Raw genomic sequence first — 24042 nt, forward strand, 5'->3', positions numbered from 1 at the left:
GCACCGGTCTGGACCAGCGCGGGTCGCTCAGACCCCGGCGTACGACGACGCCGCCACCCGGTGGCGGTGTGGCGGCGTCGTCGTGCGTCGAGCGGGGTGGATCAGGGCAGCAGGTCGCACACCGGCTGCAGGGCGGCGCCGACGACCGGGAGGTCGCAGACGGCCTCCAGGCCCGGGAAGTCGGCCGGCAGCAGGGCGAGCAGCAGGCTGCTCAGCGCGTCGAGGTCCTCCAGTCCGGGAAAGGCCGGGAAGCCGGGGATCGCGGGCACGTCGGTGCCGTCGGTCGGGATGCCGGGCAGGCTCGGCAGGGTGGGGATGTCTCCCGCGGCGAGGTCGCAGATCTGCTGGGGCAGGCCGGCGTCGCAGAGGGCCTGGATCGGGCTGTCGCTGCCGCCCGGCGCGCCGGGCACGGACGGGAGGCTGGTGGCGGCGTCGCAGATGGGCTGGGGCAGGCCGAGGTCGCACAGCGCCTGGATGGGGCTCTCGCCACCGGTGCCGCCGGGCGTGGGCAGCGTGCTGAAGGCGTCGCAGATCTCCTGGGGCAGACCGGCGTCGCAGGCGGGCTGGAGGGCGTTGGCGGGCTCCGGCTCGGTGCCGGCCTCGCAGGCGGCGAGGCGCCGCTCGGCCTGGGCCACACGCTGCTGCTGGGCCTTCTTGCCCTTCGTGGTGGTGGCCTTGCGCTCCTTGGCCGCCCTGACCTGCTCGCGGGCCTGGGCCTTCTCGGCGCGGGTGTCGGCCCGGTCGGCCCGGCGCTGGGCGCGCTCGACGGCGCGGGCCGCGCGACGGTCCTTCGCCCGGGCCTCGGCCAGCTTGGCGCGGGCCTTGTCGACCTGGGCCTGCTGGGTGCTGCAGTCGGCGGCACGCGCGGCGGTCAGGCCGGCGGGAGCGGCGGCCGGGGCGGCCGTCGCGGTGCTGGTGGCGGCGCTGAGCAGGCCGACGGCGAGCAGGATGCTCGCGCAGGCGGCCAGGCCCAGGCGCAGGATGCTGCGGATCATGGTTCTCCCTCTCCCGTCCGGCTCGGGGGGCCGGCGACCCGTCGGACGTTACGACCGCGTGACGGGGCGCGGGCGAGGTCGCGCAGATCACACCGGGTGGTCTGGACCGCGCGGGCCCGGCTCACTCCGGTGACGCACCACGGCCCGGTCGCGGGTGCGACCGGGCCGTGACGAGGGGCTGGTGGGGCGCCGGCCGGGCCCCTCGCAGGGGCGGGTCGGCGCGTCCGTCAGGCGGGGATCAGGCGGGGGTGAGGCTCTGCTCGTCGGTCATGGCGGCGAGCTCGCGCGAGAGGCGCTCCTGCTTCACGGCCCACACGATGCCGGCGATCCACAGCACGCCCACCACGACCGCGACCGCGATCACGGTGGTGCCGGAGGCGCCGAAGGACTCCACGATGGTCTTGGAGTTGGTGAGCACGATCAGGCCGCCGGCCGCGACGCCGAGCACGCGGGCGGCGAGCTTCTTGACCAGCCACGCGGCGATGGGGGCGGCGATGACGCCGCCGACCAGCAGCGCCGCGGCGTAGGACCACATGATGCCCTGCGAGCCGAGGGCCAGGATGAAGCCGAGCGAGCCGCCGACGGCGACCACGAACTCGGAGGTGTCGATCGAGCCGACGACCTTGCGGGGCTCCAGGCGACCCGAGGAGAGCAGCGTGGTGGTGCCGACCGGGCCCCAGCCGCCGCCGCCGATGGCGTCGAGCGCGCCGCCGACCACGCCCATCGGGGCCAGCATCTTGGCCGAGGGGCGCGACTTGAAGGTGGGGCGGCGCCCGCCGAGCACCAGGAAGCGCCAGATCACGTAGATGCCCAGGGCGAGCAGGATGCCGGCGACCCACGGCTTGGCCGTGTCGCCGTCGAGGCTGGCCAGGAAGGTCGCGCCGACGAAGGCGCCGCCGAAGCCGGGGATGGCCAGGATCGAGACGGTGCGCCAGTCGACGTTGCCGAGCTTGTGGTGGGAGAAGCCGGAGACCAGCGAGGTGCCGATCTCGGAGAAGTGGACGGCGGCGGAGGCGGCGGCCGGGGCGACGCCCGCGGCGAGCAGGAGCGTCGAGGAGGTGACGCCGTACGCCATCCCGAGCGAGCCGTCGATGAGCTGGGCCAGGAGGCCCACGAATCCGAGGACCAGGAGCTTGCGCATGAGTGTGCCAATCGGTGAGTTCGGACCCGCACCCAGGCCCGACGTGGTCGATGAGAGATGTAAAGCGTAGTGAATTACTAATCATTATGCAGTGCATCGCTCCGATAGGGGAAATCCCTCGGCGCGTCGCGACCCCGCCGTCTGCTGCTCCCGCGCCGTTCACCGACGTCGGCCACCGTGGCCGGATGCCCGTCACCCCCGCGCCCGTGCGGCGCGTCCTCGTGTCGGGCGCGGGCTGGCTGCTGGTCGCCCTCGGCGTGGTGCTCTTCCCGCTGCCCGGTCCCGGCCTGCTGCTGCTCGGAGCGGGCGCGGCGCTCCTGGCCCGCCACGACCCCTGGGCCGCGGCGCGCCTCGAGCCCTGGCGGCGCCTCGCGCTGCGGGAGGCCGCGCGCGGGGTGGCGACCTGGCCGCGCACCCTGACGACCGTCGCGGTCACCACCGCCCTCGGGCTCAGCGGGCTGCTGTGGCTCTGGGCGCCGCCGCAGCCCGCCTGGTGGGTGCTGCCGGCGTGGACCTGGCTGCCGGGCGGCGCCTGGGCGGGCGTCGGACAGCTGGTGTCGGGCGTCGTGGCCCTGGGGCTCACCGTGCAGGCCCACCGCCGCTTCCACGGCGCGCCCGAGGCGCCCGACGCGACCGATGCGGGGGCGTCGGGGGCGCCGCAGGACGCGCCGCCGGACCGGTCGCCGGGCCGGTCGCCGGGCCGGCGGAGCGGGGCGGTCGGGTGAGGGCGTCGTCGCGCCGTCGCACCCTCGTGGCGAGGTCGCTGTGACGGTCTACGGCGAGAGGGGCGCGGGAGTTGGCCTCTTCTGGGATGCTCGTGCCATGCATCGTGCAGGAGTCAGGCCGTGAAGGGCGCCGCCAGGCGCGTCACGCTCGAGGTCGTGGGCTGGACCCTCCTCGTCGTCGGCATCGCCGCCCTCGTCCTGCCCGGCCCCGGGCTGATCCTGATGTTCGCCGGGGTCGCGGTGCTCTCCCAGCAGTACGAGTGGGCCGAGCGCCGCCTCGAGCCGCTGAAGTACCGCGCGCTCAAGGGCGCCGCGGAGAGCGTGGAGACCTGGCCCCGCATCGTCGCCTCGACCCTCGTGGCCCTGGTCGTCGGCGCCTGCGGCGTGCTGTGGATCAGCGACCCGCCGCCGCCGAGTTGGTGGACCCTCGCCGACAGCTGGTGGCTGCCCGGCGGGCTGGCCACCGGCATCACCCAGGTCGCCTCGATGTTCATCGCCCTCGGCCTCATCGTGTGGAGCTACCGCCGCTTCCACGGCAAGCCCGAGGCCGTCGAGGCCCTCGAGGGCGACATCGACGAGGCCGACAAGGCGTCGCCGCTCACGAGCGGCTGAGCCGGCCCCGGACCGCGCGGGCCCGCATCGAGCCTGCGTCGAGCGCGCGTCGACCGGTCCGCCCGGCCTGTCGGCACCGGCGGCTAGGGTGCGCCGCATGGCCCTGACCCTGCACCGTGCGCCCCGCGCCGACGTGCTGGCCGACGGCCTCGCCGAGCTCCTCGCGACCCCCCTCGCCGACCCCTTCGCCACCGAGGTCGTGGTGGTCCCGGCCCGCGGCGTGGAGCGCTGGCTGAGCCAGCGGGTCTCCCACCGGCTGGGTCGCGCCCCGGGCCGCGACGACGGGGTCTGCGCGGGCGTCGACTTCCGCTCGCCGACCTCGCTGGTGGCCGAGGTGACCGGCACCCGCGACGACGACCCCTGGGCCCCCGACACCCTGGTCTGGCCGCTGCTGGCCACCCTCGACGCCTCGCTCGACGAGCCGTGGGCGCGGACGCTCGCGCTGCACCTGGGTCACACCGCCCCCGGGCAGGGCGACCCGCCAGGGGAGGAGGGCGACCTGCGGCGCGGGCGCCGCTTCGCGGTCGCGCGGCGGCTGGCGCGCCTCCTGTCGTCCTACGCCGTGCAGCGCCCCACCCTCGTCGCCGACTGGTCGGCGGGGCGCGACACCGACGGCGCGGGCCGCCCGCTGGCCCCCGACCTGGCCTGGCAGCCGGAGCTGTGGCGCCGGCTGGTGGCCCGGGTCGGCTCACCGCCGCCGCAGCGCCACGCCCAGACCGTGGCCAGGCTGCGCGAGGACCCCGCGGCCTCCGACCTGCCGCCGCGGCTCTCCCTCTTCGGCCACACCCGGCTCCCGCTCACCGAGGTCGACCTGCTCGCGGCGCTGGGGGAGCACCGCGACGTGCACCTGTGGCTGCCGCACCCCTCGGCCGCGCTGTGGGACGCCCTGGCCGCGGAGACCGCGGGCGGCCCGGTGCCCCGCGCGCTCGACACCTCCCACCGCCGCGTCGAGCACCCCCTGCTCTCCACCCTGGGCCGCGACACCCGCGAGCTGCAGCGCGTGCTCGCCACGGTCGACCTCACCGACACCCCACCCGCGCCCTCCGCGCCCGTGCTCCCGACCGTGCTCCCGACCGGGTCGCGCCCGACGCTGCTGGGGTGGCTCCAGGAGGACCTGCGCGCCAACGCCGTCGGCCCGACGGGCGGGCGCGTGCTCGCCCCGGGCGACCGCTCCGTGCAGGTGCACGCCTGCCACGGGCAGGCCCGCCAGGTCGACGTGCTGCGCGAGGTGCTGCTCGGCCTGCTCGCCGACGACCCCACCCTCGAGCCACGCGACGTGCTGGTGATGTGCCCCGACATCGAGTCCTTCGCGCCGCTGGTCGGTGCCGGCTTCGGGCTCGGCGACGTCGTGGGGGCCGACGGCCACCCGGCCCACCGGCTGCGGGTCAGCCTCGCCGACCGCTCCCTGGCCCGCACCAACCCCGTGCTCGGCGTGGCCACCCGTCTGCTCGACCTCGCCGGCGGCCGGGCCGGCGCGGGCGACGTGCTCGACCTCGCCCACAGCGAGCCCGTGCGCCGCCGCTTCGGCTTCAGCGACGACGACCTCCAGCAGCTCACCGAGTGGGTGCGCGAGTCGGGGGTGCGCTGGGCCTTCGACGCCGAGCACCGCGAGGAGTTCGGGCTCGCCGACTACGTCTCCGGCACGTGGCGCTTCGGCCTCGACCGGCTGCTCGCCGGGGTCGCGATGTCGGAGGACGCCGGCGCCTGGCTCGACCGCACCCTGCCCCTCGACGACGTCGGCAGCGGGCAGGTCGAGCTGGCCGGGCGGCTGGCCGAGCTGGTGGCGCGGCTGCAGCGGGTGACCGACGACCTCGTCGGCGTGCACCCCCTCGAGCACTGGCTCGACGTGCTCGCCTCCGGTCTGGGCGACCTCACCGCGGTGGCGGGCGACGAGGCGTGGCAGTCGGGGCAGGCCCTGCGCGAGCTGGCCCGGGTGCGCGAGGACGCCGCCGGCCTGGCCGCGACCGAGCTGCGCCTGCCCGACGTGCGGGCGCTGCTGGAGGACCGCCTCGCCGGGCGTCCCACCCGGGCCAGCTTCCGCACCGGCACCCTCACGGTCTGCACGATGGTGCCGATGCGCTCGGTGCCCCACCGGGTGGTGTGCCTGCTCGGGCTCGACGACGGTGTCTTCCCCCGCGCCGGGGCCGTCGACGGCGACGACGTGCTCGCCCGCGACCCGGTCACCGGGGAGCGCGACGCCCGCAGCGAGGACCGCCAGCTCCTGCTCGACGCCGTCCTCGCGGCCACCGAGACCCTGGTCGTCACCTACGCCGGCGCCGACGAGTACTCCGGCCAGGCCCGCCCGCCCGCCGTGCCCCTGGGCGAGCTGCTCGACGCCCTCGACCTCACCGCCAGCGTGCCTGCGACCACCGGGGCGCCGGCCCGCCGGGTCAGCGACGTGGTGCGGGTGCGCCACCCGCTGCAGCCCTTCGACGCCCGCAACCTCACCCCCGGCGCTCTCGTGCCCGACGCCGGGTTCACCTTCGACCCCGCGGCCCTCGCCGGCGCCCGCGCGGCGGCGGGCCCCCGCCGCGCGCCCGTGCCCTTCGTCCCCGGCGTGCTGCCCCCGCGTGGCGCCGACGACGACGTGTCGCTGGAGGAGCTGGCCACCTTCCTCAAGCACCCGGTGCGCGACTTCGTGCGCCAGCGCCTCGACGTCGCGCTGCCCCTCGACGAGGAGACGGTCGACGACGGGCTGCCGGTCGAGATCGACCAGCTGGCCCAGTGGGGGGTCGGCGACCGGGTCGTGCGCGACCTGCTGGCCGGTCTCGACCCCGCGCGGGCCACCGAGCGGGAGTGGCGACGCGGCGTGCTGCCTCCCGGGCGGCTCGGCTGGCGGCTGCTGCGCCAGGTCGTTGAGCGCGCCGCCCCGCTGGCCGCGGAGGGCCTGGCCCAGCGCCGCGGTCACGAGGCCCGGGCCGTCGACGTCGACGTCGACCTCGGCCGCGGCCGCCGCCTGCGCGGCACCGTGGCGGAGGTCTTCGGCGACCGGCTGGTGCCGGTGAGCTACTCCCGCCTGGGGGCCACCCACCGCCTCCAGTCGTGGGTGCAGCTCCTCGCGCTCAGCGCCAGCGACCCCGACCGCAACTGGACCGCCCACACCCTGGGCCGTCCCTCCAACGGCCGCTCGCGCGAGGCGGTCGGCCGCTCGCTGCTCGGCCCGGTCGACCACACCGCGCTCACCCACCTGCGCGACCTCGTCGCCCTGCTCGACCAGGGGCGCCGCGAGCCGCTGCCGCTGCCGGTGAAGTCGTCCTTCCGCTACGCCACCCAGCGCCGCACCCGCGCCCCCCAGGACCAGGCCCTCGACAAGGTGTCGTGGGACTGGGACGACGACCGCTTCCCCGGGGAGTGCTCCGACCCCGCCCACGTGCGGGTCTGGGGTCCGGGGGCTCCGGTGCCGGGTCTCGACCAGGCCCCTCGCGAGGGCGAGGAGCACGACGGCGAGACCACCCGCTTCGGCGCACTGGCCCTGCGCCTGTGGAGCCCGTTGCTCGACTCCGAGCAGGGCGCGTGGTGACCCCGGGCGAGGCCGGCGCCGCGGCGACCGACCGCGCCGGGGCCGACCCCGGGGCGGGCACGAGCGGCGCGATGGCCCCCTTCGACGTGACCGGCCCGCTGCCGACCGGCACCACCCTGCTCGAGGCCAGCGCCGGCACCGGCAAGACGTGGACCGTGGGCGCGCTGGTGACCCGCTACGTCGCGGAGGGCCGGGCGCGGCTCGACGAGATGCTGGTCATCACCTTCGGTCGCGCCGCCAGCCAGGAGCTGCGCGAGCGGGTGCGCGAGCAGCTGGTGGCGGCCGAGCGCGCCCTCGGCGACCCCGCGGGCGTCGCCCCCGACGACGCCCTGCTCACGCTGCTCGTGCACGGCACGGCGTCGGCGCCCGTCGACGACGCGGAGCGCGCGGAGCGCCGCCACCGGCTGCGCGACGCCCTGGCCGGCTTCGACGGCGCGACCATCGCCACCACCCACCAGTTCTGCCAGCTCGTGCTGCGCTCCCTGGGGGTCGCCGGCGACACCGACACCGGCGCCACGCTGGTGGAGTCGCTCGACGACCTCGTGGTGGAGGTCGTCGACGACCTCTACCTCGCCCGCTTCGGCCACCTCCCCGACGCGCCGCCCTTCGACCGGGCCACCGCGCTCGAGCTGGCCCGGGCCGCGGTCGGCGACCCGCAGGCCCGGCTCGTGCCCGACGGCGGCCCCGGCTCCGAGCCCGCCCCCGACCCGGGCACGCCAGGCGGCGCCCGGCTCGCCTTCGCCGCCGCCGTGCGCGCCGAGGTCGACCGGCGCAAGCGCCGCCTGGGGGTGCTCGGCTACGACGACCTGCTCAGCCGGCTCGCCGGCGCCCTCGAGGCCGACGACGCCCCGGCGCGCGAGCGGATGCGGGCGCGCTGGCGGATCGTGCTCGTCGACGAGTTCCAGGACACCGACCCCGTGCAGTGGCAGGTGCTCGACCGCGCCTTCTCCGGCGCCGCCACCATGGTGCTCATCGGCGACCCCAAGCAGGCCATCTACGCCTTCCGGGGCGGCGACGTCGTCGCCTACCTCGCGGCCGCCTCCACCGCCACCCACCGCGCGACCCTCGCCACCAACTGGCGCAGCGACGACGGGCTCGTGCGCCGGCTGCAGACCGTGCTGCGCGGCGCCGCGCTGGGCCACCCCGAGATCGTGGTGCGCGACGTCGCGGCCCACCACGGTGCCGACGGTGCCCCGCCCCGCCTCGCCGGCGCGCCCCACCCCTCGCCCTTCCGGCTGCGCCAGGTACTGCGGCCGGGCTTCCGGCTGCTGCGCTCCGGCGACATCCGTGCCGCCGACGCCCGCGAGCACGTCGCCCGCGACTGCGCGGGCGACATCGCCGCGCTGCTGGCCTCCGACGCCTCCTGGGAGGGCCGCCCCCTGCGCGCCGCCGACGTGGCCGTGCTCGTGGCCACCCGCGACCACGGGCTGCTCGTGCAGCGCGCGCTGGCCGAGCGCGGGGTGGCCTCCGTGGTCGCCGGTGGCGGCCACGTCTTCGCCACGCCCGCCGCCGACGACTGGCTGGCGCTGCTGGAGGGCCTCGAGCAGCCGCACCGCTCGGGCCGGGTGCGGGCCGCCGCGCTCACCTGCTTCCTCGGCCACGACGTGGCCGACCTCGACGCCGACGGCGACCCCCGGGCCGACTCCCGGGCCGACTCCCTCACCGACGCCGTCTCCGACACCCTGCGCGGGTGGGCGCTGCTGCTGCGCGGCCGAGGGGTGGCGGCCCTCGTGGAGGCCGCCGAGGAGCGCGGCCTGAGCGCCCGCGTGCTCGCCGGGGCCGACGGCGAGCGGCTGCTCACCGACCTGCGCCACCTCGCCCAAGTGATGCACGAGGTCGTCGTGCGTGAGCAGCTCGGGCTCACCGCGCTGCTGCAGTGGTTCCGCGACGAGCGGCGCCGCACCGCCGGCACCGAGCGCCCGCGCCGCCTCGACAGCGACCTCGCGGCGGTGCAGGTCGTCACGGTCCACGGCAGCAAGGGGCTGCAGTACCCCGTGTGCTACCTCCCCTTCCTCTTCCAGACCTTCGTCCGCCCCGTCGAGGTCGCCCGCTTCCACGCCGGTCACGACCGCGCCCTCGACGTCACCGGCTCCGGGCCGCACTGGGCCGCGAGCGCCGCCGCCCACCAGCGCGAGGACGCCGGGGAGGAGCTGCGCGACCTCTACGTCGCCCTCACCCGCGCCCAGGGCCAGGTGGTGGCCTGGTGGGCGCCGACCAAGAACACCGCCGACGGCGGCCTGCACCGTCTCCTGCTCGGCCGCCAGCCGGGGGTGGCGGTGGTGCCCGACCAGCAGCCCGTGCGCGACGACGACTACGTCACCCGCGTCCTCGGCCTGCTCGAGGAGCTCGGCGGACCCACCCGCGAGGAGTCGGTGGTCGCCGAGGCCGCCGTCACGGCCCGGGCCACCGACGACGAGCCGCTCATCCTGCGGCGCTTCGGGCGCGCCGTCGACGCCGAGTGGCGCCGCACCTCCTACTCCGGTCTCATCCGCGTCGAGGAGGAGCAGGCGGGCCCGGCCGGCCCGGCCACGCCGGGCGTGGTCAGCGAGCCCGAGGAGCCCGGTCTGCAGGACGAGGCGACGCTCGCCGGCGACGCCCTCGCCGCCGCCGCGACGTCCGCCGAGGCCCCCGGTCCGGTCGACCCGGTCGCCCCGGTCGCCGACGCCGAGCCGGCCGCGGTCTCGCCGATGGCCGACCTGCCCGCCGGAGCCGGCTTCGGCAGCCTGGTCCACGCGGTGCTCGAGCACGCCGATCCCGACGCGCCCGACCTGCTGGCCGAGCTGCGCGGGCACACCGTCGAGCAGCTGCGCTGGTGGCCCGTCGACGTGCCCGCCGACGACCTCGCCCAGGCCCTCGTGCCGCTGCACCGCACGCCGCTCGGCCCGCTGCTCCCGGGGCTGACCCTGGGCGACATCGGTCTGGGAGACCGGCTGCGCGAGCTCGACTTCGAGATCCCGCTCGACGGTGGCGACGTGCGCGGGCGGCCCGCCGAGGTGCACCTGCGCGGCCTCGGGCGGCTGCTGCGCCAGCACCTCCCGGCCGACGACGCGCTCGCGCCGTACGCCGCGCGGCTGGAGCAGCCGCTGCTGGGCGGGCAGGTGCTGCGGGGCTACCTCTCGGGATCCATCGACGTGGTGCTGCGCGCGGAGGTCGACGGGGCGACACGCTTCGTCGTGGTCGACTACAAGACCAACCTGCTCGGCGAGCCCGGGCGCCCGCTCACCGCGGCCGACTACGCCCCCGACCGGCTGCGCGAGGCGATGCTGCACTCGCACTACCCGCTCCAGGCGCTGCTCTACTCCGTGGTCACCCACCGGTTCCTGCGCTGGCGCGTGCCCGGCTACGACCCGGCGGTGCACCTGGGCGGCGTGGCCTACCTCTACGTCCGCGGCATGTGCGGACCCGAGACCCCCGTCGTCGACGGCCACCCCGCCGGCGTCTTCAGCTGGCGACCGCCCGCCTCCCTCGTGGTGGCCGCCTCCGACCTGCTGGCGGGTGCGCCGTGATCGAGCTCTTCGACGTCGAGGACCCCCACGACCCGCGCCTGGCGCGGGGCGCCACGGGGCTGCTGCGCGACTTCAACCTCGCGGGGGTGCTGACCGCCGCCGACGTCCACGTCGCCGAGCGCGCCTGCGCACTGGCCGGGGAGGCCGACGAGGAGGTGCGCCTCGCGCTGGCCCTGGCCGTGCGCGCCGTGCGCCACGGATCGGTCTGCGTCGACCTCGCCGACCTGCTCGACCCCGCCGATCTCGCCGCCGCGCCGGAGGTCGCCGACCTGCCGTGGCCCGAGGCGACCGGGTGGGCCCAGCGGGTCGCGGCCGGGCCGCTGGCCGCCGCCGGGGTGGTGCGCGTCGAGGGCAGCCTGCTCTACCTCGACCGCTACTGGCGCGAGGAGGGGCAGGTGCGCGACGACCTGCTGGCCCGCGCCGGGCGCGCGGCGCCGACGGTCGACGAGCGCACCCTGCGCGCCGCGGAGGTGCGGGTCTTCCCCCACGACGGCTTCGACGAGCAGCGCGCCGCCGCGCGCACCGCCGCCGGCCGCTGGACCACCGTGCTCACCGGCGGACCCGGCACCGGCAAGACCACCGCGGTCGCGGGCCTGCTCGCCATGCTCGCCGAGCAGGCCGAGGCCACCGGCTCCCTCCCGCGGGTGGCGCTCACCGCGCCCACCGGCAAGGCCGCCGCCCGGCTCCAGCAGGCGGTGGCCGAGGCCTCGCTCACCCTCGACGAGGAGGACCGGGCGCGCCTCGCGCCGCTCGCGCTCACCGCCTCGACCCTGCACCGCCTGCTGGGCTGGCGCCCGGGCTCGCGCACGCGCTTCCGCCACCACCGCGGCAACCGGCTGCCGCACGACGTCATCGTCGTCGACGAGACCTCGATGGTGTCGCTGACCCTCATGGCCCGCCTGGTCGAGGCCGTGCGGCCCGAGGCCCGGCTCGTGCTGGTGGGCGACCCCGACCAGCTGGCGTCGGTCGAGGCCGGGGCCGTGCTCGCCGACCTCGTGGGTGGGCTCGCCGAGCGCGACCCCGGCGCCGTGGTCGCGCTGCGCACCTCCCACCGCTTCGGCGCCGGCATCGGGCGCCTCGCCGAGGCCGTGCGCGTCGGCGACGCCGACCGCGTCCTGGCGCTGCTCGCCGAGGGCGGCGAGGAGGTCGAGTGGATCGACCCCGGGCCCACCGCCGCCGGCGCGCCGCCCGGAGCCGCGGCGGCGCAGCCACCGGGGCCGGGGACGGCGCTGCTGCGTGAGGTGCTGCTGCGCCACGCCCTCGACCTGCGCGAGGCCGCAGCGGCGGGCGACGTCGAGACCGCGCTGGCCGTGCTCGAGCGCCACCGGCTCCTCTGCGCCCACCGCCAGGGCCCCTACGGCGTGCAGCACTGGAACCGTCAGGTCGAGCGCTGGGTCGCGGAGGCCACCGAGACGCCGGTCGGCCCCGGCTGGGGCCAGGAGTGGTACGTCGGACGCCCCCTGCTGGTGACCGCCAACGACTACGGCCTGCACCTCTTCAACGGCGACACCGGTGTGGTGGTCGCCGGGCCCGAGGACCCCGACGGGCCCACGTCGCAGCCCCGGACCGCGGGGCGGGCCGACCGTCGCGGCCGGGGCGGGCCCGCCCTGCGCGCGGTCGTCGCCGGGGTGGGCGACCACCTCGAGCTCAGCCCCTCGCGCCTGGGTGACGTCGACACCATGCACGCGATGACGATCCACAAGAGCCAGGGCAGCCAGGCCGACGAGGTGACCGTGCTGCTGCCGCCGGAGGACTCCCCGCTGCTGAGCCGCGAGCTGTTCTACACCGCGGTCACCCGGGCCCGTCGGCGCGTGCGCGTGGTCGGCACGGAGTCGGCCGTGCGGGCCGCCGTCGAGCGCCGCGCACGGCGCGCCACGGGCCTGCGCCAGCGGCTGGCCGGCGCCCACACCCCCGCTGCGGGGGGCCCGTAGTGCGGACAGCGGGAAATCCGCCGGCAACACCGACGCACTAGGGTCGCGGCGTGTCCTTCCTGCTGCGTGTCGAGCTGCCCGACGTCCCCGGATCGCTGGGACGCCTCGCGGGCGCCATCGGTGAGGCCGGGGGCGACATCGAGGCGATCGAGATCGTCGAGAAGCGCCACGACGGCACGGCCCTCGACGACGTGCTGCTCGAGCTGCCGCCCACCGCCATGCCCGACACCATCGTCTCGGCCTGCAACGCGCTCGCCGGGGTCCGGGTGGTGTGGATCAGTCGCTACGGCGCCGGTGGCAACCTCTTCCTCGACCTCGAGGCCGTCGAGGACCTCACCACCAACCCGAGCGAGGCCCCCGACCGGCTGGTCGACCTGCTGCCGGTGGTCTTCCGCTCCGACTGGGCCGCGCGGGTGCACCGCTCGCAGGGCGTCACCTACGCCACCGCGGCGGCCCCCGCCGTGCTCCCCTTCGTCGAGGTCGAGCGCGCGGCGCGCCTCGAGGTCGAGGGCGAGGAGACGACCATCCACGTCGGCGCCCGGCTCTCGGGCAACGAGATCGTCGTCGTCGGGCGCCGCGGCGGCCCGGAGTTCCTCGACTCCGAGGTCGCCCGGATCGGCCACCTGGCCGGCCTGGCCATGACCATCGCCCGGCCCTGACCCGGTGACCCTGACCTGGTGGGCCTGACCCGGCCCGAGCGGGCCGGGCCTCAGTCGGTGCGCTCGAGCAGGAAGACCGGGATCTCGCGGTCGGTCTTCTCCTGGTACTCGGCGTACGGCGAGTAGACCGCCACCGCCCGCTCCCACCACACGGCGCGCTCCTCGCCCTCGGCCACGCGCGCCCGGTAGGTGTGGGGCTCGGGGCCGTCCTGGAGCTCGACCTCGGGGTGGGCCAGGAAGTTGTGGTACCACGTCGGGTGCTCGGGGGCGCCGCCCTTGGAGGCGACCGCGGCGTAGACGCCGTCGTGCTCGACGCGCATCACGGGGTTCTTGCGCAGCTTGCCGGACTTCGCGCCCCGCGAGGTGATCACCACGATCGGCCAGTCGGGGCGGTCGGGCAGCGTGTTGGCCTCGGCGCCGCCGGTGGCCTCGTAGCGCTCGACCTGCTCGCGGACCCACTTCTCGGGGCTCGGCTCGTACTCTCCACTCAGTGCCATGGGGCCAGGAGACCACGCGGCGCGGCGGTATTCCAGACCCCGGCGGGTCGCAGCGGCCCACGGCGATAGCCTGCCCGCATGAGCGCCATCGACGGGGTGTCGGAGATCTTCGACGCCGAGGCCTGGGACGTCGTGCCCGGCTTCGAGGACCTGACCGACCTGACCTACCACCGCGCGCGGGCGCACGGCACGGTGCGGGTGGCCTTCGACCGCCCCGACGTGCTCAACGCCTTCCGCCCCCACACCGTCGACGAGCTGCTGCGGGTGCTCGAGCACGCCCGCACCACCAGCGACGTCGGCTGCGTCCTGCTCACCGGCAACGGCCCGGCCGAGCGGCACGGCAAGTGGGCCTTCTGCACCGGCGGCGACCAGCGCATCCGCGGCCGCGCGGGCTACCAGTACGCCGAGGGCGAGACCGTCGAGACCGTCGACAAGGCCCGCCTCGGGCGCCTGCACATCCTCGAGGTGCAGCGGCTGATCCGCTTCATGCCCAAGGTCGTCATCTGCGTCGTGCCGGGCTGGACCGCCGGCGGCGGCCACAGCCTCCACGTCGTGTGCGACCTGACCCTGGCCAGCCTCGAGCAGGCCCGCTTCAAGCAGACCGACGCCGACGTCGGCTCCTTCGACGGCGGCTTCGGCTCGGCCTACCTCGCCCGCCAGGTCGGTCAGAAGGTCGCCCGCGAGATCTTCTTCCTCGGCCAGGAGTACTCCGCCGAGGACGGCGTGCGCATGGGCACCGTCAACCGCGCCGTGCCCCACGCCGAGCTCGAGGCCACCGCCCTGGAGTGGGGCCGCCTGGTCAACGGCAAGTCGCCCACCGCCCAGCGGATGCTGAAGTACTCCTTCAACGCCATCGACGACGGCCTCGTGGGCCAGCAGCTCTTCGCGGGGGAGACCACCCGCCTGGCCTACATGACCGACGAGGCCCAGGAGGGCCGCGACCAGTTCCTCGAGAAGCGCGAGCCCGACTGGTCGCCCTTCCCCTGGTACTACTGAGGCGCCGCCCGTCCGGGGACCTCGGCCGGCACAGTCGCACGGAGCGATCGTCGCAACAGGGCGCCGCAGGGCGGCGGCCACGCTAGATTGAACTCATCCGTCGCGAGGTGCGGGAAACGCGCCGACCGGTCCGCACCTCAGCCACTCGGAGTCACCATGGCCCTGTCCAACCAGGATCTCCACAACCACCTCTCCGCAGTCCCTCTCTTCACCGGGCTGACGAAGAAGCAGCGCTCGCGCCTCATCGACGCGGCCCGCGACGTGCAGCACCACGACGGGCACGAGGTCGCTCGCGAGGGCGCAGGGGCGCTCGCCCTCCACGTCGTGCTCGAGGGGTACGCCACGGTGTCGGTAGGGACTGACAAGCGGCGCACCCTGGGCCCGGGTGACTACTTCGGGGAGATCAGCCTCCTCGACGGCCGGCCCCGCTCGGCGACCGTGGTCGCCGACGGTCCGCTCCGCACACTCGCCGTGCCCTACGTGGCCTTCCAGGCGGTGCTCGACAGCGAGCCCGGTGTCGCCCGAGCGCTGCTGGTCCTCCTGTGCCACCGGCTCCGGGAGGCGGAGGCTCGGAACTGACCCGGGCCGGCTCGCGCTGAGCCCGGGTACATCTAGAGGTCGCTGTCGCGAGCCAGTTCGTCCAAGTCGCTGAGCACCCCGGCTGCTCCCAGGTGGGCGTAGGTCTGGCGCGCCCCGTCGACCAGCACCGCGGCCTCGGGGGCGCGCCCCTGCCCTACCAGCCATCGCGCCAGCTCGTGGCGGGTCCGGGCCAGGAGGAACGGCGCGCCGTAGGACGCGTGCGCGCGCTCGGCGTCCCGGAAATGCTGCTCGGGGTCTCCTCCGTCTGCGGCTGTGGCCATGCCACGCAGCCGCGCGACCTCTGCGCGGGTGATCGGACGCCACCGCGAGGCCGCGATCCGCTGGGGGATGGCGAGGAGCTCGCGTGCGCCCTCGCGTGCGCCGGCCCGGATCTGGAGCTCGACCGCCGGAGCCCACAGCATCTCGACGTCCTCGACCATGCTTCCGTCACCGAAGGCCGCCACCACCCCGCTGTGCGCCCGCGCAGCGGCGACCTGCAGCTCCCCACGGGAGGCCGCGAGCAGGGCCGCGGTCACGGCGGCACCCGCCTGTTCCCAGGGATCCTCGGAGTCGATGAAGGTGATCGGCGGTGTGTCGGCGCCACGCGCGAGGAGGATCTCGACCTGCTTGAGGCGCAATGCGCCCTCGGCGCTGGTGACCTCGCGGCCGTCGAACCACTCCGCGAGCTCGGTCAGCAGCCGGTCCCAGTCACCGGCCAGCCACCACGCGAACGAGCCGTTGAGGAGGGCGACCTCAGTGAGGTAGCTGTCGCCGGTCCGCCGGCACGTGGTGACGGCCTCGTCCACCTGCTCCAGTGCGCGGGGGAGGTTGCGGAGGTAGGTCTCGGAGGACAGGTTGGACAGTGACCGCCCGAGCTGAGGCAGCTGCCGGTGCTCGCGGGCCAATGCCACGCACGCCTCTGTCACTGCGTGGTACGCCGTCGGTGCCCCGACGTCCCCCAGGAGGACCGCCACCCGGTTGAGGGCCCGGATGAGCCGGCCCGGCTCGCCGTGCTCCTCGGCCAGACGCAGCGTCTCGACGGCGAGGAACAGCTTTCCCTCGAGACCGTCCAGCTCCCGGGTGCTGAGCTGCGCTGCCAGCAGGTCGAGCCGGAGCCCGCTGTCGTCCTCGGGGCCGAGGAGCGCGACGCCTGCACGCCCCAGCGCCACCGACTCCTCGGGGCGGCCGAGAGCGACCATGATGCGTGTCTGCACCGCGACGACGCGGGCCGCACCGGTGTGGTCTCCCAGCACCTCGTAGGCGGCCCGGGCGGCAACGGCGAGTGCGTCGGCCTGTCTCGTCTCCCCCGCCAAGTGCGCGACCCGGGCGGCGCGTTCCTGCAAGGCGGCGGTCCCGGCGACGTCGGTCGTCAGGTCCAGAGCCGCTGCGGTCGAGCGCAGCGCCTCCTTGGGCGATCCGAGCGCCTCGGCCCGCTCGGCTGAGGCGATCAGGTGGAGCCTGGCCCGTTCGGCGATCCGCTCGCGGTCAGGGTCGTGGGCCGCGCTGGCGCCCAGTGCGTCGAGCAGGTGTTGCGCGGTCACCCCCGCCAGCGAGGCTGCGACGTCGTCCTGCAACGTCTCGAGGTGCCCGGCGGCGGCGAGGTGTCGAGCCTTGCGGTCACGACGGCTCAGGGTGCCGTACGCGACCTCGCGCACAAGAGTCTGGAGAAATCGGTACTGGCCCAGCTCCGGCGAGCGCGGATCGACCTGTGCCTCGATGATCCCCTTGCGCATCAGCCCTGTCAGGGACTGGTCGACGCTCCACCCGCTGACGTCGGCCAGCACCAGGAGACCCTCGTGGGTGAAGGACATCCCTAGGAGACTGGCGTCCTGGGCGGTCCGCCGCTCCAGCGGGGTGAGGGTGTCCAGGCGCGCGGCGATGAGGGTCTGCAGGCTCGTAGGAGCGGTCAACTGCTCGAGGTCGACGCCGCCGCCATGGTCCACGAACACGTGGCGCCCGTCCCGCTCGACCACGGCGTCACGGTCGACCAGCGCGCGCACGGTCTCGACCGCGTAGAGGGGGACCCCCTCGGCACGCGCGACGACGGCCGCCCTCGCCCGCTCCGGGAGGTCGAGGACGAGTGCGTCGACCAGCGCGGCCATTGTTTGGTCGTCGATGGGCTCGAGCGCGACGACGCTCGCACGCCGACCTGAGGCCAGCGACGGGTGCTCTGCGAGGAGCTCGGGACGCGTGAGCGCAACGACGAACAGCGTGCACTGGCAGGCGGAGAGGAGGTGCTCAACGAGGTCAAGCAGGCCGGAATCGGCGTGCTGCAGGTCCTCGAGGACCAAGGTGACGGGGTCGCCGTTGGAACCTACGAGATCCAGGAAGGTCGTCCAGGCCGCGAAAAGATCGGTGCGGTCGAACCCCGAGCCGTCGCCGGTGCCGAGCAACGCCTCCACCCGCGGCTGCAGCCACGCGCTCTCGGCGGGGTCGGCGGCCCAACGGGCCAGGCCCGTCGCCACCTTGGTGCCCACCGTCGCCGCGTCGTCGCTCTCGAGGACGCCCAGCCGCGAGCGGACCATCTCGGCGAAGGCCCAGAACGCCACGCCGTCGCCGTAGGAGAGACAGCGGCCCCGATGCCACCAGACGCCGTCCGTCAGACCGTCGACGTACTTCTCCCACTCCCAGCCCAGGCGACTCTTGCCGATGCCGGCCATGCCCGTGACGAAGACGATGCGGCTGCTGCTGTCGACCTGTGTCGCGTGGAACAGCTCCTTCAGACGCCGCAGTTCGGCGTCACGGCCGGTCAGCGGCGCCTCGAGCCCATCGACCCGTTGGGCGCCGCCGACAGCCGCCACGATGGCGTCCGCGCGGAAGAGCCGTACAGGATCGGACTTGCCCTTCATCAGGTGCTCGCCGACATCGGTAAAGGCGACCGCCGCAGCGGTCAGGCCCCGTGTCTCCTGGTCGACCCACACGGTCCCCGGCGCGGCTGCGCCCTGGACGCGAGCCGCGGTGTTGACCGCGTCCCCGGCCACCATGCCCTGCTGCACGGCACCCAGGGTCACCGCGACCGACCCGGTGGTGATGCCGACGCGGAGGGCGAGGCCGGGCGCGTCGAGACGTCCACCCATCGCTGCCACCTCGGAGACCAGATCGAGCCCTGCTCGCACCGCTCGCTCGGCGTCGTCCTCGTGGGAGGACGGCACTCCCCAGACCGCCATCACCGCGTCACCGATGAACTTCTCCACCGTGCCGCCGTAACGGTGGACCACGGTCCGCGCCGTGGCGAAGTAGTCGCTCAGCAGCTCGCGGACCTCCTCCGGGTCGCGGCTCTCCGAGAGAGCGGTGAACGACGCCAGGTCTGCGAATAGCACGGTCGTGGTGCGTCGCTCCGAGACCGACGGGCTCCCACCGGGAACGGCGGGTGGCTGGGGCGCAACGTCAGCCGCCATCGGTGCGCCGCACTCGGAGCAGAACCTGTTGCGCGCCGGTGCTGTGTGTCCGCACCCCGCACATCGGCGGGCCAGCGCCGAGCCGCACTCCGCGCAGAACTTCGCGCCCTCGGACCCGACGTGGTCACAGCGGGGGCACTGCAGCACCCGTCGCCCCCTCTCTCTGAGTCTGCCCGTTCCCTGGGCCATCGGGCTGCTCGGAGCACGGCACCGGTGACGGCGCGTGCAGCCGTCACGAGAACCACCCTCACAACAGCCCGTGGAGCGGGCACCGCGACCCTATGACGACCTCGCCGCCAGTGCGGCGTAATGACGCAGGTCGAGCAGGCCCCGCGGTGCCGGCGCGGGGGACGGCTAGACCGGGTGGACCGGGCGCGGGCGTTCGGGCCCGGCGGGGGCGCGGACGGCTCCATACTGGCGCGGGCCCGCGACCGCGGGCAGCCAGGTCGACCGCCGAGGTGTCCCGTGCCGCGTCCCACCCGTCAGCCCTCCACGTCGTCGCCCGCCCGTCGCGCGGGCCTCGCGCTCGCCGCGGCCGCCGCCCTGCTGGCCGCGGGCTGCAGCGGCTCGGTCAGCGCCGGCACCGAGACGGCGACGGTCGCCCAGGAGGAGCTCGAGACCCAGGTCGCGGGCTTCATCACCGGGGCCGACGCCGACACCATCGACGTCACCTGCGAGGGCGACCTCGACGCCGAGGAGGGCGCCTCGCAGGAGTGCGTCGCCACCGCCGAGGGCGACCCGCAGCAGACCAACATCCGCGCCACCGTGGAGACCGTCAACGAGGACGACGTCGACTTCTCCATCGACCTCTACGTCACCGCCGCGGCGCTGGCCGACTTCGTGACCGACTACGTCGAGGGCCAGGGCATCACCGTGGACTCCGTCGAGTGCTCCGACGACCTCTCGGCCACCGCGGGCGACACCTCGCGCTGCGAGATCGCCTCGCCCGACGGCGAGGGCGCCGTGGAGGCGACGTCGACGGGCAACGACGGCCTCCAGGTCACCTTCGACATCGCCGACGCGGGCTGAGCGCCGTACGCCTCGGGGCCGCCCGCCGACCCGGGGCCGTCCGCGCGGCCGTCCGCGCGGTCGCTCCCCGGACGCGGCGGGGCGACCCGCGCGCGGGGACCCCCTAGGGTGGCGGCCGTGAGGATCGTCGTGCTGACCGGGGCGGGCATCTCCGCCGAGAGCGGGGTGCCGACCTTCCGCGACGCCGACGGGCTGTGGGAGGGCCACCGCGTCGAGGACGTCGCCACCCCGGAGGCCTTCGTGGCCGACCCGGTGCTCGTCCACGAGTTCTACGACGCGCGTCGCGCCGCGCTCGCCGGCGTCGTGCCCAACCCCGCCCACCGCGCGCTCGCGCGGCTGGAGGAGGCGCTGGGCGACGACCTGCTCGTGGTGACCCAGAACATCGACGACCTGCACGAGCGCGCGGGCTCCACCCGGGTGCTGCACATGCACGGCGAGCTGCTCAAGGCGTGGTGCCTGGCGTGCGAGGGCCGTCACCCTTGGGACGGCCCGATGGGCGGTGACCCCGCCTGCCCCGGATGCGGGGCCCCGGCGCTGCGGCCCGACGTGGTGTGGTTCGGGGAGATCCCCTACGAGATGGACCGCATCCTCGACTCCCTCGGCCGCGCCGACCTCTTCGTCTCCATCGGCACCTCCGGCGCGGTCTACCCCGCCGCCGGCTTCGTGCAGCAGGCCGCCCGCCACGGTGTGCCCACCCTCGAGCTCAACCTGCAGCCCAGCGAGGGCACCGCGTGGTTCCGCGAGGCCCGCCACGGCCCCGCCGGCGTCCTCGTGCCCGCCTGGGTCGAGGACCTCCTCGGCCCCGCCGCCGACTGACCCCGCCGCGCGCCGCCACCGGTCACGCCGCGCCGCCCAGCGATCACGCCCCGTCAGCGCATCTGCCGTTCGTCACGACGGGCCGGCAGAGGAGGCGACCCGGCGTCACAGCTGCGCGGGCGGAGCGGGCTCGGTGCCCGACCAGGCCGCCCAGAGGCGGGCGTAGGGGCCGCCGGCGGCGACGAGGTCGTCGTGGGGGCCGTCCTCGACGACGCGGCCGGCCGCCATCACGACCACCCGGTCGGCGCTGGCGGCCTGGGTGAGCCGGTGGGCGATGGTCAGCGAGGTGCGCCCGCGGGTGACGGCGAGGGCAGCGGCCTCGAGGTCGCGGGCGCCGGCGGAGCCGGCCTCGGCGGTGGCCTCGTCGAGCACGACCACGAGCGGATCGGCCAGCACGACGCGGGCCAGCGCGAGCTGCTGGGCCTGGGCCGGGGTGAGCGGGTGGGCGGAGGCGCCCACCGCGGTGTCGAGGGCCTCGGGCAGCGCCCGCACCCAGCCGAGCGCCCCGACGGCGTCGAGGGCGTCGACCACCTCGGCCTCCTCGGCCCCGGGGTGGGCCAGGGTGAGGTTGTCGCGCACGCTGCCGGTGAAGACGTGCACCTCCTGGCTCACCAGCGCCACGGTCGGTCGGCCCGCGCGACCCGGCGCGACGACCCGGTCGGCGGGCAGGCCGCCGACCAGCACCTCCCCGCGGGTGGGGGCGAGGCGCCCGGCGACCACCGAGCCGAGGGTGGTCTTGCCCGCGCCGCTGGCCCCGACGACGGCCACGCGCTGCCCGGCGGGCACCCGCAGCGACACCCCGTCGACGGCCGGGCGGCCCTCGGCGTACTCGTGGGTGAGGTCGCGGACCTCCAGGGTCGTGTCGGTGCCGGCGCGGGTGCCGTGGGGCGGCACGCGCGCGGGCAGCAGCGCGAGGCCGGCGAGGCGGGTCAGCGAGGCGCCGGCCGACTGGGCGGCGTCGAAGAGGAAGAGCACGGCGCCGATGGGGTTGAAGAGCCGGTGGAAGTACAGCCCCGCGGCGGTGACCTCGCCGACGCTGGCCTCCCCGGCGCGCACCAGCAGGAAGCCCGCGACGAGCACGAGCAGCAGGCCCACCAGCTCGGCGCGGTTGAGCCGCAGCCCGAAGCGGGTGAAGAAGCCGACCACGTCGAGGGAGATCCGTGCCGAGGCCCACGAGGCGGCGTCGACCTGCTCCTGGTGGGCGGCGGAGAGCCCGTGGGCGCGCAGGGTGCGGCTGCCGTGCACGCCGGTGAGGAAGGCCTGCGCGCGCACGCCGTTGGCCTCGCGCTCGCGCTGGTAGAGGGGGGCGGAGCGGGGGAGGTACCACCGCAGCGCCCGCACGTACGCCGGGGCCGTCAGCAGCCCGGCCAGCCCCAGCCGCCAGTCGAGCGCGAAGAGCCCGCCGGCGGTGAGCACGATCGCGAGCGCCGAGCCCACCAGCAGGGGCACGACCTCGGTGAGCGACTGCGCGACGAGGCGCACGTCGTCGCCGACGCGGCTGAGCAGGTCGCCGCTGCCGGCCTGCTCGACGGTGGCGCCGTCGAGGTGCAGCGCCCGGTCGAGGGCCTGCTCGCGCAGCTCGGCCAGCGCCGGCTCACCCGCCCGCGCCAGGCGGCCCGTGGCGAGCGCGGTGCCGACCATGACCACGACGCCGGCGCCGAGGATCCACAGCGCCGAGCGCACGACGTCGTCTCGGCTGCCGCCCTCGGCGACGGTGTCGACGACGGCGCCGAGCTGCCAGGGCGCGACGAGACCGGCCAGCCCGACGAGCACGTAGAGCCCGGCGGTGAGCGCGACGTCGAGGCGACGGCGGCGCAGCAGGGTCAGCGTCAGCCGGGCGGCCTCGCGGGGGGTGGAGCGGGGGAGCAGGGTGGTCATCGCAGCACCGCCTCGCGGTAGGCGCTGTCGTCGCGCACCAGCTGCGCGTGGGTGCCGGTGGCCCTCACCCGTCCCGCGTCGAGGTGCACGACGCGGTGGGCGCGCGCCAGCAGCACCGGGCTGCTCGTGAGCAGCAGCGTCGTGGGCGCGGCGCTCGTGGCGGCCGCCGCCCCCTGGTCGCCCGGGTGGCGCTCCGCGACGAGGGCGGCGGCGATGCGGTGCTCGGTGGCGGCGTCGACGGCGGTGGTGGGGTCGTGGAGCACGAGCACGGGGGCCGGCGCGGCGAGGGCGCGGGCCAGCCCGACCCGCTGGCGCTGCCCGCCGGAGAGCGTGGTGCCGCCGACCGTGACCGGCTCCTCCAGCCCGCCCGCGCAGTGGGCGACCACCTCGTCGGCCGCCGAGGCGACGAGCACGGCCGCGAGGCGCTCGTCGTCGAGGCGGCCGCCGGGGTCGACGTTGCTGCGCAGGGTGCCCTCGAAGAGGTCGACCTGGTGGTCGGCGACCAGCAGCAGCCGGCGGGTCTCGGCCAGCGTCAGGTCGGTGAGCGGTGTGCCGCCGAGGCGCACCTCGCCGCGGTCGGGGCGCAGCTCACCGCGCAGCAGCCGCACCAGGGCGGCGGCGTCGGCGGGGTCCTCGGCCACGACGGCGACCAGCTCGCCGGGGGCGGCGCGCAGGTCCACGCCCCGCAGCGTGCCGCTGTGGACGTCGTGGAGGGCGAGGTCGGCCGGGCCGGTGGCCTCGGCCTCCCCCGCGAGCAGCAGCCGGGGCGTGGCGAGCACCGTGACGAGGCGGTCGGCCGAGGCCCGCGACTGGGCGAGCTGGGCCACGAAGTAGGCCAGGGTCTGCAGCGGCTCGGCCACGAACTGCGCGAGGCCGACGACCGCGATGAGCTCCCCGATGCTCAGCGCCCCGTCGAGGGCGCGCGAGCCCGCGACCAGGGCGACCACCACCAGCACGACGCCGCTGAGCCCCTGGGTCGCGCCGTACAGCAGGCCCTCCCAGCGGGCGGCGGCGACGCTGGCCTCGGCGGCGCGGTGGCTCTCGCGGCGGTAGCGCGCCAGCGCGACGTCCTCGGCGCCGATGCCCTTGAGCGGGCGCAGGCCGGTGACGAGGTCGGTGGCGATGCCGGTGGCGCGTCCGAGCGCCTCCTGGCGCACCGCGCTGCGGCGGGTGAGGGGGCCGGCCAGCAGGTGGTTGACGAGCAGCGCGACCGGTACGCCGACCAGCACCACCAGCGTCAGCACCAGGTCGATGCGGGCCAGCACCACCGCGGTGACCGCGAAGCCGGCCACCGCCGCCACCGCGAACCACGCCTGGCGCAGCACCGCCGCGGCCTGGTCGGCGTCGCCGGTGGCCACCGCGAGCAGGTCGCCGGGCACCTGGTCGGCGCGGGCGCCCCGGGGGTCGAGCAGGTGGCCCGACACCTCCGTGCGCAGCCGGTGGCCCTCGCGCTGCAGCGCGCCCTCGCCGACGATCGCCCCGCCGCGGTAGCTGAAGGCCAGGGTCGCGAAGAGCGCGCAGAGCACCCCGCCCCACAGCGCCAGCGCCGACCACGACCCGGTGGCGACCGCGCGGTCGACGACCACCCCGATCATCACCGGCACCATGGCCTCGCACACCTGCCACACCGCGATCAGCGCCGACGCGCCGCCGAGCCGTGGGGCGTTGCGCCGCAGCGCCCGCCGCAGCAGCGCCCCGCCGGTGGCCGGCGCGGGAGCGGAGGTCGTCGGCACCGGGTAAGGCTAGCCTTACTTGCCCGC

At 76.1% G+C, this 24042-nt stretch carries 16 protein-coding genes and 1 pseudogene; 10 read left to right on the top strand and 7 right to left on the bottom strand.

The window, feature by feature from the left end:
* Positions 1-101: 101 nt before the first annotated feature.
* On the bottom strand, positions 102-995 hold the full coding sequence (locus tag IR170_RS18770) for a hypothetical protein (RefSeq protein WP_193666418.1): 894 nt from the start codon (positions 993-995) through the stop codon (positions 102-104).
* 238 nt (positions 996-1233) lie between these two features.
* On the bottom strand, positions 1234-2136 hold the full coding sequence (locus tag IR170_RS18775; protein ID WP_193666419.1) for a sulfite exporter TauE/SafE family protein: 903 nt from the start codon (positions 2134-2136) through the stop codon (positions 1234-1236).
* A gap of 185 nt (positions 2137-2321) precedes the next feature.
* Here IR170_RS18775 and IR170_RS18780 point away from each other — a divergent pair, with 185 nt between their 5' ends.
* The 6 genes from IR170_RS18780 (at position 2322) to IR170_RS18805 (ending at position 13089) form a co-directional block, all read left to right on the top strand.
* Entirely contained in the window at positions 2322-2861 is a 540-nt protein-coding gene (locus IR170_RS18780) for a PGPGW domain-containing protein (RefSeq protein ID WP_193666420.1), read from the top strand.
* Between the two features lie 120 nt (positions 2862-2981).
* On the top strand, positions 2982-3473 hold the full coding sequence (locus tag IR170_RS18785; protein ID WP_056863105.1) for a PGPGW domain-containing protein: 492 nt from the start codon (positions 2982-2984) through the stop codon (positions 3471-3473).
* A 97-nt stretch (positions 3474-3570) separates the two neighbouring features.
* Entirely contained in the window at positions 3571-6993 is a 3423-nt protein-coding gene (recC, locus tag IR170_RS18790; RefSeq protein WP_193666421.1) for an exodeoxyribonuclease V subunit gamma, read from the top strand.
* Positions 6987-10499, top strand: coding sequence for a UvrD-helicase domain-containing protein (locus IR170_RS18795; RefSeq protein WP_319805170.1), 3513 nt, complete (start codon positions 6987-6989; stop codon positions 10497-10499). The genes recC and IR170_RS18795 overlap by 7 nt, the downstream gene beginning before the upstream one ends.
* Complete coding sequence (gene recD, locus IR170_RS18800; RefSeq protein ID WP_319805171.1) at positions 10496-12430, top strand: exodeoxyribonuclease V subunit alpha; 1935 nt, start codon at positions 10496-10498, stop codon at positions 12428-12430. The genes IR170_RS18795 and recD overlap by 4 nt, the downstream gene beginning before the upstream one ends.
* Positions 12431-12480: 50 nt before the next feature.
* Complete coding sequence (locus IR170_RS18805) at positions 12481-13089, top strand: ACT domain-containing protein (protein WP_056863107.1); 609 nt, start codon at positions 12481-12483, stop codon at positions 13087-13089.
* 50 nt (positions 13090-13139) lie between these two features.
* Here IR170_RS18805 and IR170_RS18810 read toward each other — a convergent pair whose 3' ends face one another.
* Positions 13140-13586, bottom strand: coding sequence for a nitroreductase family deazaflavin-dependent oxidoreductase (locus tag IR170_RS18810; protein ID WP_056863108.1), 447 nt, complete (start codon positions 13584-13586; stop codon positions 13140-13142).
* A gap of 78 nt (positions 13587-13664) precedes the next feature.
* Here IR170_RS18810 and IR170_RS18815 point away from each other — a divergent pair, with 78 nt between their 5' ends.
* Together IR170_RS18815 and IR170_RS18820 are read left to right on the top strand one after the other, a co-directional pair.
* On the top strand, positions 13665-14582 hold the full coding sequence (locus IR170_RS18815; protein WP_056863109.1) for a 1,4-dihydroxy-2-naphthoyl-CoA synthase: 918 nt from the start codon (positions 13665-13667) through the stop codon (positions 14580-14582).
* A 156-nt stretch (positions 14583-14738) separates the two neighbouring features.
* Entirely contained in the window at positions 14739-15161 is a 423-nt protein-coding gene (locus IR170_RS18820) for a cyclic nucleotide-binding domain-containing protein (RefSeq protein WP_193666422.1), read from the top strand.
* 32 nt (positions 15162-15193) lie between these two features.
* On the opposite strand, the gene IR170_RS18825 is transcribed toward IR170_RS18820, so the two are convergent.
* Positions 15194-18481 (bottom strand): AAA family ATPase, encoded by a 3288-nt coding sequence (locus tag IR170_RS18825; protein WP_319805172.1) that lies wholly within the window; start codon positions 18479-18481, stop codon positions 15194-15196.
* 96 nt (positions 18482-18577) lie between these two features.
* A pseudogene (locus IR170_RS20545) lies at positions 18578-18748 on the bottom strand (double zinc ribbon domain-containing protein); the annotation flags it as partial.
* 276 nt (positions 18749-19024) lie between these two features.
* Between IR170_RS20545 and IR170_RS18830 the strand changes: the two are divergent.
* Together IR170_RS18830 and IR170_RS18835 are read left to right on the top strand one after the other, a co-directional pair.
* Entirely contained in the window at positions 19025-19588 is a 564-nt protein-coding gene (locus IR170_RS18830) for a DUF4333 domain-containing protein (RefSeq protein ID WP_193666424.1), read from the top strand.
* 117 nt (positions 19589-19705) lie between these two features.
* Positions 19706-20404 carry an NAD-dependent deacylase gene (locus tag IR170_RS18835; protein ID WP_251534848.1) on the top strand — a complete coding sequence of 233 codons (699 nt, stop codon included), beginning with the start codon at positions 19706-19708 and terminating at the stop codon, positions 20402-20404.
* 105 nt (positions 20405-20509) lie between these two features.
* On the opposite strand, the gene IR170_RS18840 is transcribed toward IR170_RS18835, so the two are convergent.
* Together IR170_RS18840 and IR170_RS18845 are read right to left on the bottom strand one after the other, a co-directional pair.
* Entirely contained in the window at positions 20510-22282 is a 1773-nt protein-coding gene (locus tag IR170_RS18840) for an ABC transporter ATP-binding protein (RefSeq protein ID WP_193666426.1), read from the bottom strand.
* Positions 22279-24015 carry an ABC transporter transmembrane domain-containing protein gene (locus IR170_RS18845; protein ID WP_193666427.1) on the bottom strand — a complete coding sequence of 579 codons (1737 nt, stop codon included), beginning with the start codon at positions 24013-24015 and terminating at the stop codon, positions 22279-22281. Before IR170_RS18845 ends, IR170_RS18840 begins: the two co-directional genes overlap by 4 nt.
* Positions 24016-24042: the final 27 nt, after the last annotated feature.

Source organism: Nocardioides kribbensis (assembly GCF_015070375.1).
GTDB classification, from domain to species: Bacteria; Actinomycetota; Actinomycetes; order Propionibacteriales; family Nocardioidaceae; genus Nocardioides; species Nocardioides kribbensis.

Excerpts from the sequence above, each read along its gene's own strand:
- IR170_RS18810 (WP_056863108.1), bottom strand. The coding sequence starts at position 13,586 with ATGGCACTGAGTGGAGAGTACGAGCCGAGCCCCGAGAAGTGGGTCCGC.
- IR170_RS18815 (WP_056863109.1), top strand. The coding sequence starts at position 13,665 with ATGAGCGCCATCGACGGGGTGTCGGAGATCTTCGACGCCGAGGCCTGG.
- IR170_RS18780 (WP_193666420.1), top strand. The coding sequence starts at position 2,322 with ATGCCCGTCACCCCCGCGCCCGTGCGGCGCGTCCTCGTGTCGGGCGCG.
- IR170_RS18840 (WP_193666426.1), bottom strand. The coding sequence starts at position 22,282 with ATGACCACCCTGCTCCCCCGCTCCACCCCCCGCGAGGCCGCCCGGCTG.
- IR170_RS18775 (WP_193666419.1), bottom strand. The coding sequence starts at position 2,136 with ATGCGCAAGCTCCTGGTCCTCGGATTCGTGGGCCTCCTGGCCCAGCTC.
- IR170_RS18770 (WP_193666418.1), bottom strand. The coding sequence starts at position 995 with ATGATCCGCAGCATCCTGCGCCTGGGCCTGGCCGCCTGCGCGAGCATC.
- IR170_RS18820 (WP_193666422.1), top strand. The coding sequence starts at position 14,739 with ATGGCCCTGTCCAACCAGGATCTCCACAACCACCTCTCCGCAGTCCCT.
- recC (WP_193666421.1), top strand. The coding sequence starts at position 3,571 with ATGGCCCTGACCCTGCACCGTGCGCCCCGCGCCGACGTGCTGGCCGAC.